Origin of the sequence: Pseudomonas sp. 5Ae-yellow, assembly GCF_014077575.1 — a bacterium.
Taxonomy (GTDB): Bacteria; Pseudomonadota; Gammaproteobacteria; order Pseudomonadales; family Pseudomonadaceae; genus Halopseudomonas; species Halopseudomonas neustonica.
Window position 1 is genome coordinate 1 of record NZ_JACGWE010000060.1, and the last position, 11,751, is coordinate 11,751.

Annotated in this window: 10 protein-coding genes; all 10 read left to right on the plus strand. The window is 57.9% G+C overall.

Features of this window, described 5'->3' with window-relative positions; all coding sequences use genetic code 11:
* The first annotated feature begins 316 nt into the window (after positions 1–316).
* Positions 317–886 (plus strand): T6SS immunity protein Tli4 family protein, encoded by a 570-nt coding sequence (locus H4J77_RS18200; protein WP_235869653.1) that lies wholly within the window; start codon positions 317–319, stop codon positions 884–886.
* Between the two features lie 55 nt (positions 887–941).
* Positions 942–1,508 (plus strand): DUF3304 domain-containing protein, encoded by a 567-nt coding sequence (locus tag H4J77_RS18205; RefSeq protein ID WP_220469426.1) that lies wholly within the window; start codon positions 942–944, stop codon positions 1,506–1,508.
* Positions 1,509–2,258: 750 nt separating this feature from the next.
* Complete coding sequence (locus H4J77_RS18210; protein ID WP_123888916.1) at positions 2,259–2,396, plus strand: type VI secretion protein; 138 nt, start codon at positions 2,259–2,261, stop codon at positions 2,394–2,396.
* A 20-nt stretch (positions 2,397–2,416) separates the two neighbouring features.
* Positions 2,417–3,613, plus strand: coding sequence for a type VI secretion system-associated FHA domain protein TagH (gene tagH, locus H4J77_RS18215; protein WP_123888917.1), 1,197 nt, complete (start codon positions 2,417–2,419; stop codon positions 3,611–3,613).
* A gap of 5 nt (positions 3,614–3,618) precedes the next feature.
* Positions 3,619–4,107, plus strand: a complete 489-nt coding sequence (gene tssJ, locus H4J77_RS18220; RefSeq protein ID WP_123888918.1) for a type VI secretion system lipoprotein TssJ — start codon at positions 3,619–3,621, stop codon at positions 4,105–4,107.
* Positions 4,108–4,110: 3 nt separating this feature from the next.
* Positions 4,111–5,442, plus strand: a complete 1,332-nt coding sequence (gene tssK / locus H4J77_RS18225; protein WP_123888919.1) for a type VI secretion system baseplate subunit TssK — start codon at positions 4,111–4,113, stop codon at positions 5,440–5,442.
* Between the two features lie 5 nt (positions 5,443–5,447).
* The gene (gene icmH / locus H4J77_RS18230; protein ID WP_123888920.1) at positions 5,448–6,338 is read left to right on the plus strand and encodes a type IVB secretion system protein IcmH/DotU; all 891 of its coding nucleotides are present in this window, start codon (positions 5,448–5,450) and stop codon (positions 6,336–6,338) included.
* Positions 6,335–9,856: a type VI secretion system membrane subunit TssM gene (gene tssM / locus H4J77_RS18235; protein WP_182249852.1), complete on the plus strand. Its 3,522-nt coding sequence runs from the start codon at positions 6,335–6,337 to the stop codon at positions 9,854–9,856. The genes icmH and tssM overlap by 4 nt, the downstream gene beginning before the upstream one ends.
* Positions 9,856–10,587: a PP2C family serine/threonine-protein phosphatase gene (locus H4J77_RS18240; RefSeq protein WP_182249854.1), complete on the plus strand. Its 732-nt coding sequence runs from the start codon at positions 9,856–9,858 to the stop codon at positions 10,585–10,587. Before tssM ends, H4J77_RS18240 begins: the two co-directional genes overlap by 1 nt.
* 17 nt (positions 10,588–10,604) lie before the next feature.
* Positions 10,605–11,576 carry a serine/threonine-protein kinase gene (locus tag H4J77_RS18245; RefSeq protein ID WP_182249856.1) on the plus strand — a complete coding sequence of 324 codons (972 nt, stop codon included), beginning with the start codon at positions 10,605–10,607 and terminating at the stop codon, positions 11,574–11,576.
* Positions 11,577–11,751: the final 175 nt, after the last annotated feature.

The following is an 11,751-nucleotide window of genomic DNA, read 5'->3' on the forward strand; positions in this document are numbered from 1 at the left end:
TGGAAAGCCGCTATGAACCAGTTTGCGATCCTGTATGAAGATCGTTTCACCAGGCCAACCTGGTAAGTGAAGGCCTACCTGATGGCAGGCCGTTAAGAGCCCGAACACAAAAAACCTGACAGTCCCGTTTGAAAGGGACGACGACCCAGAAAGTGCTGCCATATGGAGAAAGGAAGTAGAACAAACCAGAGAAAAAATTTCTCTTGCCCTCCCAACAGTCCACGATCTCGGCATCCCCGACGCCTATTTTGTCGGATCTGCTTCAGCTCCGGGCGAAGCCTACATTTACCGTAATAATCGCGTTTACGCTTTTTTCATGCGCAAGGCCTACGCACAGGGAAAAGGCAAGGAAGCCATGCTCGATATGATGTCGCGCTTCAGGCCTCGTGAGCTCTACGAAGTACCTGATGAAAGCGGTGTCTGCATTCCTTACGGCTTTATTGCCGATGATGGCGATGCCCACTATTCCGTCAAAAACAGCCTGCGCTTTACCGCGACCCCCAACGTGGTTTTTAGCCTAGTCACCGCCTCTGCCCACGACCCATGGGATACACACCCGAAAACAGGCACCTACGATACCGATTACCGCCCTGGGTTTGACGCCCAAAAATGGACGTTCAGGCGCTTTGTGGAGCCAACCTATATTGGCCCTCATCTGGCAGGCATGGACGGCTGGCGGTTAGACCCTATTCCCGGCTCAGGCGAGCAGGAGCGAGGTTGGTTTGGCCTGGCCAAAACCGGCGGCTTGCTGAGCCCGTTGGTGGCGGTGCAGGTATTTACCTTCCCCAAAGGTACCGATGACCTGACCGAATTCACACCGCCACCAGAAAACGTACTGCCGCGCTGGAAAGCCCTTAGCGAAACCATTGAGATCAGGGAGAATTAGGCCATTACGCTATCGGCTGGCTCAAACGGATAAGGTCAGTCCTCAAGGATGAATCATGCCCTACTCTCAGAGCTCACTCGCAACCCGACTCATAGCCGCCACCTTCATCACCATCGCCCTGCTAATGCTCAACGGCTGCGCCGAGCTGCAGCGTTCATCCGGCGTTGAGCGCTTGGGCGCCCCCATTGAGGGCTATAACCACCTGAGCTCGTCAGCGATAAACTGGTTTCGCATCAACGGCAGTGGAGGCTCAAATGTCAACGTCTCCACCGGCGGCGGTCAAACCTGCTGCGTCGTTCTACCCGTCACCTGGCAACCTGGCTTAACAGTAGTAGTTGAGTGGGAAGAAGATCCGGATCCCTTTGCTTACGGAGATTGGCCAGAGAGACGCTTTTCAGATGCATGGTATGCCCGTTTGGCTGAACACGAAACCCACTACACCCGTCACCGCGTCGAGGTGGAGGTCGCGCTTTATGAAGCTCTCGGGGTAGTCAACGTGCATTTTTTGCCTTGCAATGAAATCAGGGTCTCGGCAGGTACTACAAGATTCGGTTTAGCCAGCCACCCCTATAACTACTCGCTCAACATGGAAGAGCCCGCCCAATGCCCCACAAGGCCTTAGCCTTGTGATGGCTATGGCGTTGTATCCCTGATCGCAGAGGTTTTCACCGCACTAAACGCCCGAAGGCGAATAATGCCATCTTGCCATACCAGGCTTGTATGAAATGGCCGTGACAGACTGATGAAAGGCCTGCGAGGACACTAACCAGATCATTTCAGGCGAACGCTGCTGATGGTGACTGCTTCACAAAAGCGATAAACAAACGCTGGTAAACTCGCCTCCGCCACGATCACCACGCGGCTCAATTTTCATGCATTGCTATCGGACAGTTCTGCAGGCGGAGGTTATCTGGCTATACCCGCTAAGGGGGCGTGCGCAAGCCCTCTGAACGTGGTGACAACGTGCTCGAATGAAAGGCGCTGTTAGCGCGCACTTTTTTGATATTGACTCAATGATTAAACAACCGCTTGTGCTTCATTGCTGCTCTGTTCTGTCGGCGCTTGCCTCGTCAATACGCGGGGTTCGCAAAGGTTTGGCCGCCACTAAAAAAGAACAGCCCCCCCTGCGGTCGTACGCAGAAAAGGGGCCATCGCGCTGATCAGCAAGCAGCTCCGGCGATCGTTCTGAGCCGTCACCGCCTAGATTGCAGCACTGCACATAACAGGATACAGGCCAGTCAAAAAGGGATTTTTCAAAACCATAAGGCCGCGCCTTCAGGACGAGGACGCCAGTAGCGCTGAGCAGATCGCGAACCTGGCCTTCCCCCTGTTTATCTCTGAATCAACCGGTCAACACCTAAGGAATATGGATATGACGGTAACCACCATTCGCTGCCTGCTGGCCCTGGCACTCACCGCGCTGCTGGCCGGCTGTGCTGGCAACCACAAGTTTGACGATGATGAATATCGCCCGTTGGGCGACCCCAAGACAGCAACCAGCGACGCCTAGTCGCAAGGAGCATCAACGCAATGGAACTGGTCTTCGATGTGGTCAGTGCGCAGCAATTTGAACCGGGATTACCCAACAGCAAAACCTTTAGACAGGCTGGTGGCGTTATCGGTCGCGGTGAAGATTGTGACTGGGTGATACCCGACCGAAAACGCATTGTGTCAGGACGTCATGCCGAGGTGAGTTTCCATAACGGCGTGTTCTATCTCACTGATACCAGCAGCAACGGCATCCTGTTCAAGGACACCGAAATGCCAATGCCTAAAGCCAAGCCGCAGGCCATTGAGCATGGGCAAGTCTACTGTATTGGCGAGTTTGAAATTCGCGCGCGTATAACGCGTGACCCGAGTGTGTTTGCTGAGCCGACCGATCCACTTGAGCAGCCGGAAAGCCTGATACCCGATGATGCTTTTTTGGACCTCGACCCGCTGAATGCAATGGATCAGCCCGAGCAGACTTACCGTGGCAACGATGACTTTGCGCTGCTGAATGAGCCTCAGCAAGGTTATGCCGATCAGCGCGCAGACTACGCACGCGTTGACATGGAAAGCCTGACCATTCCGGAGCTGCGCCAGCCAGAACAACCGGCGCCGGCACCCGCTCCCGCGCCGCAAGCAGCACCCGCACCCATCGCCGCTGGATTTTGGGAAGACTTCGCCAGGGCTCTAGGGGTCAACATCGATGACCTCAATGAGACCGAGCGTGAAGAGCTTGCACTCAAGAGCGCAACCTTACTGAAACAGAGCATGGGCCTGGTGCGCCAGAGCCTGCACACCCAAACGCAACTCAAAGGCGATCTGCAGCTCAATGATGGTTCGCAAGTCGGCCATCCGTTGCTGCTGGCACAAGATAGCCCGGCGGCACTGCACCAGTTGCTGCGTGAAACCAGCAGTGAGGAGTCCGCTCACCAGCTGCTGTCCTCTGCGTTTAGTGAGCTGCAATCGCATCAGGTCGCACTGATGGCTGCCAGCCGTAACGCCAGCAAGAGCCTGTTTGACCAGTTGGCACCCGAGCAACTGACCCTGCGCTTTGACCAGGACGGCGGCAGCTCGCTACTGAATACCTCGGGAGGCCGCTGGCGCGCTTATACGCGACTGCATCGTGAGCTGCAGCTCGACGACAGGTGGCACAAAGAGCTCTACACGCCCGAGTTTACCCATGCCTATCAGGAGCAACTGCGCCTGATCAACTCCCTCAATAGTTCATATCAAGGATGATCGCTATGTTTTCATCATTCGTTAATCGCTGCCTGCTTGGCTTACTTTGCGCGCTCATGCTGAGTGGCTGCTCCATGCTGTCGCCCTACTCGGATATGACCAAAGTTGACCTGACACTGCAGGGTAGCGAGCGTCTGAACCCCGATATCAATGATCGCCCCTCTCCTATCGTGCTGCAGCTGATTGAGTTGAAAAACCCGGTCGCATTCGAGCACGCGGATTTCTTCTCGCTGTATCAGCGCCCACGTGAAGTGCTGGCACCTGATCTGGTGGCCATGGAAGAGCTGGAGCTGCGTCCCGGTGAAGAACGCACCTACAAACTGTCGGCGCAACCAGAGAGCCGCTACCTGGCCGTATTGGCCGCCTACCGCGATTTACCACAGGCCCAATGGCGTATTGTGCTCCCGCTGGATAGTAAGGAGCGCAATGAAGTGGAGTTGTTGCTGGATGAACAGGGTATTCGCAAGCTTGATTCCAACAAGGATGAGGATTGAAGCATGAGCATGCAAAAAGTGGTCTGGCAGGAAGGTATGCTGCTAAGACCCCAGCACTTTCAGCAGAATGACAGGTACTACGAGCAGCAGCTCAAAAGCCGCACACAGAAGCTGATCAGCCACGCCTGGGGCTTTTTTAACCTAGAGATCGACGCCCAGTTTCTGAACATGGGCAAACTGGTTATCAGCCATGCCAGTGGTGTATTGCCGGACGGCAGCCTGTTCGAGATTGGCAATGAGAAAGAGCCACTGGCCGTCGACGTGCCGCCTAATACCAACAGCACGCCGGTCTATCTGGCGCTGCCCCTGGTGACCAGCAATCACGTTGAAACTCGCCGGCCTAACCAGAAGGATGTGCTGGCGCGCTTCACCGCGCACGAGACCGAAGTTGCCGATTCCAACGCTGGCGATAGCAGCGCCAGTCAGGTCAGTTGCGCCCAGCCCGATTTCCGACTGTTGCTCGGCCAGCACCCGAACGAGCAAGCCTTTGTGCGCCTGCAAATCTGCGAGATACAGGACAGTACCCCCGATGCGGTTATCAGCCTGAACCCGGAATACGTGCCGACCTACCTGCACAGCCACGCCAGTAGCTACCTGCTGTCGTGCATGAAAGAGGTCGTCAGCATGCTCGCGCACCGTGGCGATATGCTTGCTGAGCGCATTCGTGCCACTGGCAAGATGGGCAGCGCCGAGGTGGGTGATTTCATGATGCTGCAGCTGATCAACCGCTGCGAACCCGTATTGCGTCACCTGCTGAATATGGAGCAGGTGCATCCTGAACAGATCTACCGCGAGCTGCTGGCCATGCTTGGCGAGCTATCTACCTACGCCAGCGATAGCAAAAGACCCAAGCACGACAGCCGTTACCAGCACAGCGATCAAGGTCAGAGCTTTCGCAAGCTGATGGATGCGATTCGCCAAGTGCTGTCGATGGTGCTCGAACAGCACGCCGTCGAGCTGCCGCTGCAACAGCGTCAGTACGGTATCAAGGTCTCGCCGATCAACGATCCCAAGCTGCTTGGCAGCGCGTCTTTCGTCCTGGCGGCCAGCGCCCAATGCGACTCCGAAGAGCTGCGCAAACGCCTGCCTGCGCACCTCAAGGTCGGCGCGGTCGAGCGTATTCGTCAACTGGTCAACCTGCATCTGCCGGGCATCAAGGTCAAGCCGTTGCCGGTTGCGCCACGGCAGATCCCGTTCCATTCCAGCAAGACCTACTTTGCTCTCGAGTTCACCTCGGAAGAGCTCGCCCAGCTCGAACGCTCGGGCGGCTTTGCCTTCCATGTGTCAGGTGAGATCAGCGGGCTTGAGCTTGCGTTCTGGGCTATCAGGAGCTAAGCGAGATGATCAGGGAAATGGATTACAGTCAGGATGATAAAACGGTCATCCTCAGCCGCGACGGCCAAAAGCCAGCCGACAGTACCTTGACCGACTTTGCTGCGCCACCGCGTTACGAGAAGCTTGAAGAGCGCATGGTTTACGCAGCAAGGGTCAAGCCAGCGGAACAGTCCCACCAGGGGCTCAACCCGCTAGTCGGCATGGCCACCAACCTGCTGTCTGAAATCGTCAGACTGAAGCACAGCCTTCAATCCGAAGATCTCTACCTGCTTAAAGAGCGTCTGGCCAGCGAGATCAAGCTGTTCGAGCACCGCGCTCTGCAAGAGAGCGCCGACAGTGGCCAGGTGATGGGCGCGCGCTATGTATTGTGCACCGCGCTCGACGAAGCCGTGGTCACTACCCCCTGGGGTAATGAAAGCGAATGGTCACAGATGAGCCTGCTGAGCAGCTTTCATAACGAGACCTTTGGCGGCGAGAAGTTCTTCATTTTGCTTGACCGTCTGGCCCGTAACCCGGTCAAACACCTGGACATGCTGGAGTTGATGTATGTCTGTTTGTCCCTCGGGTTTGAAGGCAAATACCGGGTCATGCCGCGCGGTCTGCTGGAGCTGGAGAACATCCGCGACAGCTTGTTTCGTCAGATCCGTCAGATCCGTGGCGACGTGCCGCGCGAAATATCCCCACACTGGCAAGGCCTCAAGGGCGAAGGTCGCAGGCTGGTGCGCTATGCGCCCTGGTGGCTGGTCACCGCACTCACCCTCACCTGCCTGGCCGTGCTCTACGGTGGCTTTGCCTGGGTGCTCGATGAACAGCGCGACAGCGTCATGCCACCCTATGTCAGTGCCAGCGTAGAACCTCCAGCAGCGCCATCGGTCGCAGGGAAGAACTCACAATGAAGGGATTTGCACGTAAAGCCGCAGCCGTGCTGCGCAAGACCTGGGTTTGGACGCTGCTGTGCGTCCTGCTGCTCGCCCTCTTTATCTGGTTTGCCGGGCCGCTGCTGGCAGTAAATGACTACCGCTTCTGGGAATCGGCTGGCAGTCGTTTGCTCAGTATCAGTCTGCTGTTCCTGGCCTGGGGCCTGAGCATGGTGTTCTTCAACTGGCGCAATGATAAGCGCAAGAAAGAAGAAGAAAACGATGAGCAGGCGCAAGAACGCATTCGCCGCGAAGAACAGATTATTGAGCAGCAACTGACGCTGCAAGAACGTTTTCGCGACGCGATGCGCACGCTGCGTACCTCCAGTTTGTACCGTAGCCGCAGTGATCGCTGGAAGCGTGACTTGCCCTGGTATCTATTGCTGGGGCCTGAGGCCAGCGGTAAAACCAGCCTGCTGGAGCATTCCGGGCTGGAGTTCCCGCTTAACAAAGGCAACGAAGAGCGCATCACTCGCAGCCTGACCGGCACCGATCATGCCGATTGGTGCTTTGCCGAGCACGCGGTCATTATCGATACCGCCGGACGCTACCAGACCCAACCCGACGGCGATCTGGATGCGCACGGCTGGCGCACCCTGCTGAAGTTGCTGCGTAAGCGACGTGGCCGTCACCTCAACGGGGTTCTGGTCACCCTACCCGCAGATCTTCTGCTGACCGGCAATGAAATGGAGCTCGAAGCGCTCGCCCGGCAGACCCGCCAGCGGTTGCTGGAGGTGAATCAGGACCTGGGCGTTGATGTGCCAGTTTATCTGGTTATCAGCAAAGGCGACCGGATACTTGGCTTTGAAGAATTCTTTGACCACTTGAGCCAGGAAGAACGGCACCAGGTGATGGGTGTCAGCTTTACCAAGGAACAGGACGGCACCGAAAGCGGCGTGGTCCGTACCGAGCTCAACAGCTTGCTCCAGCGTCTCAATAGCCAGGTTATTCCGCGTTTGCACCTGGAGCGCGACAGCCAGCGCCGCGGGCGCATACTCGACTTTCCGCACCAGCTCGGCGGCCTGGGTGAACATCTGAGTCTGTTTATCGAGCTGGCATTTGCCGGCAATCGGTATCAGCGTGCGACGCAGCTGCGCGGCTTCTACCTCACCAGTGCGCCGCAACTGCATGGCGCGCAAGACCCCATGCAGAGTGAGTTCAGCCGCAACCTGGGTATGCCTGCCCCGCCGCTGCCAGCCTATAACCGGCAACAGGGCTACTTTATTGAGCGCCTACTCAGCGACGTGATTTTCCCTGAGTCAGCCCTGGCCGGGCTGGACGATCGTGAAATCAAACGTCTGCACCGCCGTCAGCGGGTTCTCTACGCGGGTGCCTTTGCCGGCTTGGCTGTGCTCGGCATCAGCTGGGCCATGAGCTTCTCGGCCAACCACGACCGCTATGAGCAACTGCGTCAGCTGAGCGAATACTTTGATGATGAACCCGCCAATATCACGGCCCTTAGTAACGCGCCCAATCTGCTCAAGCAGCTGGATACGCATTACGCCGCCACCCTGGTATTTCCGCCCAGCGATGACGTGCGCTGGCACGAGCGGGCCGGACTCTACCCCGGCGAAGAGGTTAATCCTGAGCTGACCAACGCTTACCAGGACACGCTGCGTGAATACCTGCTGCCACTCGTAGCGAAACAGCTGGAAGAGCAGATTCGCAGCGAGATGCATGACCGCGAGCGCCTGCTGGGCAGTCTGCGTGCCTACCTGATGCTGAATATCAAGGAACGCCGCGAGTCCGACTTCCTCAAGGACTGGATGGCGGATGAGTGGTCCACCCGTTATACCAACAATAACGCCGTACAAAGCAGCCTGAGCAGTCACTTTGCCCGCCTGCTGGATACCTCTTTTACGAGCTACAAGCTGGACGACCGTCTGGTTGCCGACGCGCGTCAACAATTGCGTGGCGAGTCACTGGCCAGCGTGATTTACCGCATGTTGCGCGAGCAGGCACGCCGCCTACCCGAGTACCGCATGGATCAGCAGTTGGGACCGCAGGCGCTGCTGTTGACCGCACGCACCAACCGCATTCCAGGCTTCTATACCAAGAAAGGCTATGAGCAGATGTTTCTCGCTCAAGGGCCGGACCTGGTGCGCAACATGCTCAAGGACAACTGGGTACTGGGTAACAGCGAAGAGCTGAGCCCACGCGACCTGGCGCGTCTGAGCGGTGAAATCGAGGCGCTGTATTTCCAGGACTATTCAGACCAGTGGATCAACGCCGTTGCGCGCCTGCAACTGGAACCACTTGGCACTACCGGTGCCGGGGCAGAGAGGCTATCCGGCCTGGCTGCGGCCAACTCACCGATTACCCGCTTGTTGCAGGAAGTGCGCGAAAACACCCTGTTTACGCCGCCGGAAATTCCGGAGATTCCTGATGAAGTAGGCAACATGGGTAATTCACGCCGCGCACGCCAACTACAAAAGGTTGCTGAGCTGGGTGCCGACGTCGCAGCGGATCAGTTGACCCAGACCGCCGGTCAAAAAGCCCTGCAGCAGCGCTTTAGCAATCTGCACGAGCTGCTCAACAGCGACGGCAATCCTGGTCCGCAACTGGCTACTGCGTTGCAATCTCTGGGCGCCTTGCAACTGCAATTGGCGCAACTGGCCAATTCCGGCACACCGCAGCAGGATGCCTTCGAGATGGCCAAGGCGCGTATGCAAGGCCAGCGCGATGCTATCAACCAGGTACGCAGCAGTGCTGGCAGCTTGCCGAGCCCGGTCAGCAACTGGATCTCGCTGATCGCCGAAGACGGCTGGATGCTGGTGCTCTCGGATGCTCATCAGTATCTGAACCAGCGTTATCGCAGCGAGCTGTACAGCGCGTATCGCACGTCATTGAGGCAGCGCTACCCGTTCGCCACCGGCACCGACAGCGATGTGGATCTGGCTGACTTCCGCGCCTTCTTCAAGGAACAAGGGACTGCCGACGCCTTCTTTGATCGCTATCTGTCAGCCTTTATCAGTGGCTCCTCCGGACAGTACCGGCTGCGCCGGGTAGATGGCCGTGCGATGCCGATTTCAAGAGCTTTCCTTGCTCAGATGAATCGCGTGCAGACCATCCGCCGAAGCTTCTTTGCCGAAGATCCGAACGATCCAAGCATCCTGTTCAAACTGGAGCCCTACTCCCTGGACTCAAGTCTGGGGCGCGCCAGCTTTCGCTACGGCGGCCAGAATATGGAGTACCGCCACGGTCCTATCGTGCAAAGCTCGTTCCGTTGGCCGTCACGCGCTGGCGATGAGCGCGCCAGTCTGATGGTAGAAGACCTGGGCGGTCGCCGCATGGGCATGGAGCAAAGCTCTGGGACCTGGTCGTTATTCCGCCTGCTGGATCAGATGGAAGTTGATCATCACAGCGAACGCGACGTGCTGCTGCTCAAGGCGAGCCTGAGTGGGCTGCGGGCTAACTACCTGCTCCACAGCCAGCGTTCCCCCAACCCGTTTGACGTATCGGTGCTGCGCAGCTTTGAATTGCCGGCGCGACTCTAATGCAGGTGCTGCAAAGCTGCTGGAAGAGCGCAGCGCGCACCGACCGGGGCAAGGTACGCAAGCGTAACGAAGACTCCGTGCTCGATCAGCCAGAGCGCGGCGTCTGGCTGGTCGCAGACGGTATGGGCGGTCACCAGAACGGTGCGCTGGCCAGTCGTCTGATCGTTGAGGAAGTTGCTGAGCTGGTGCCCAACGACGACCTCGATCAGCAGGTTCAGCAGGTGCGCCAGGCGCTGCATGTGGTGAACCGTCGGCTCGGCTACGAGGTGACGGTGACCGCGGATCAGCCGGATGCTGTCATGGGCAGCACCGTGGTCGCGCTGATTGGCGACCAGCAGCGAGCGGTCTGCTTGTGGGCCGGGGACAGTCGCTGTTACCTGTGGCGCAATCAGCGGCTGTATCAGCTATCGCGTGATCACTCGTTGTTACAGCAGCTGATTCATGAGGATCAGATGGACCCGCAGGAAGCGGCGCGTCACCCCTCCGCCAATGCTCTGACCCGCGCAGTAGGTGCGCATGAGCAGCTGATGCTGGAGATTCTGGAGTTCAGCGTGCAACCTGGCGACACCCTGTTGCTGTGCAGCGACGGCCTGTACCAAGCCGTCTCGGCAGGCACTATGAGCCACGCACTGGGCCTGATCTCACCCGCGGCGGCGGTTGAATATCTGTTCTCACATGCGCTTTCCGGACCCGCGCGCGACAACATCAGCGCGGTGGTCGTGCGCAGATGATGCACAAGGAGCAGTCAATGGATTCTGCACTGGAAACACCAGACAGCCCGGCAGGTACGCAACTGGCTGGCAAGCCCGCTAAAGCGATCAGTGCCGCTGCGCCGCAAAGCAGCGAGCTGCCCGAGGTGCTCAACAACCGTTACCGCATCGAACGGCTGCTGGGTGTGGGCGGTATGGGCGCGGTCTATCGTGCACGTGATTTACTGCGCGAACAGTACGGTGATCCCGATCCCTACGTTGCGCTCAAGACGCTGAACGAAGAGTTTGCCGAGTACCCCGACGCTAATGCCCTGCTCTATAGCGAATTTGCCCTGACCAGCCGTTTGCGCCATAGCAACGTAATTCGCTTTTACGCATTCAATGTTGATCGCACCAGCCAACGCGCCTTCATGACCATGGAGTTGCTCAAGGGGCCCACGCTGGATCACTTGATCAGCGAACGGCAAGAGGGTTTGCCCTGGCTTGAGTTTCAGCAGATTGCCATTCCGCTGCTGGAAGCGCTGCACGCCTCGCATAGCCTGGGTGTGCTGCACGGCGACATCAAGCCCAGCAATGTAATGCTGACGGCCGACGGACTGCGCCTGTTTGATTATGGCTTAGGCGAGCCGCTGCAGGGCCTGCTGCCCGGCCTACCCCGCCTCAGCCGTAAACGGATTGCCGCCTGGACGCCGCGTTATGCGGCACTGGAGTTACTCGAGGGCGGCGAGTTGACGGAAGCGGCTGACCTGTATGCCGTTGCCGTTATTCTGTACGAGCTGATCAGCGGCCACCACCCATTCAGCCGGCTAACCGCCAAACAGGCCAAATGCATGGATCAGAATGAAACACTGGATAAACCAGAGAATCTGCCAAAGCACTGCTGGCCAACGCTGAAAGCGGCGCTGGCCTTCGACGAGCAGGACCGCCAGACCACGGTCGAAGAGCTACTGGCCAGCTTCAGCTACCAGCCAACCAGCCTGCTACAGCGGTTATTGGGGCGCAGGGCCTGACAGCCTAAACCTGAGATAAAAAAAGCCCCGCAAAGCAGATTTGCGGGGCTTTTTTATGGTTCATCGCGGATTAGCGGGAATTTAGTAGGGACGGCGGACAAGCTGGGTTAAGTTTGGGTCACCACAACACCAACCAGACCCAACTGCCGCCGTCGCTATGGATGCTAAACTTCTT

Excerpts from the sequence above, each read along its gene's own strand:
- H4J77_RS18200 (WP_235869653.1), top strand. The coding sequence starts at position 317 with ATGCGCAAGGCCTACGCACAGGGAAAAGGCAAGGAAGCCATGCTCGAT.
- H4J77_RS18205 (WP_220469426.1), top strand. The coding sequence starts at position 942 with ATGCCCTACTCTCAGAGCTCACTCGCAACCCGACTCATAGCCGCCACC.
- H4J77_RS18210 (WP_123888916.1), top strand. The coding sequence starts at position 2,259 with ATGACGGTAACCACCATTCGCTGCCTGCTGGCCCTGGCACTCACCGCG.
- tagH (WP_123888917.1), top strand. The coding sequence starts at position 2,417 with ATGGAACTGGTCTTCGATGTGGTCAGTGCGCAGCAATTTGAACCGGGA.
- tssJ (WP_123888918.1), top strand. The coding sequence starts at position 3,619 with ATGTTTTCATCATTCGTTAATCGCTGCCTGCTTGGCTTACTTTGCGCG.
- tssK (WP_123888919.1), top strand. The coding sequence starts at position 4,111 with ATGAGCATGCAAAAAGTGGTCTGGCAGGAAGGTATGCTGCTAAGACCC.
- icmH (WP_123888920.1), top strand. The coding sequence starts at position 5,448 with ATGATCAGGGAAATGGATTACAGTCAGGATGATAAAACGGTCATCCTC.
- tssM (WP_182249852.1), top strand. The coding sequence starts at position 6,335 with ATGAAGGGATTTGCACGTAAAGCCGCAGCCGTGCTGCGCAAGACCTGG.
- H4J77_RS18240 (WP_182249854.1), top strand. The coding sequence starts at position 9,856 with ATGCAGGTGCTGCAAAGCTGCTGGAAGAGCGCAGCGCGCACCGACCGG.
- H4J77_RS18245 (WP_182249856.1), top strand. The coding sequence starts at position 10,605 with ATGGATTCTGCACTGGAAACACCAGACAGCCCGGCAGGTACGCAACTG.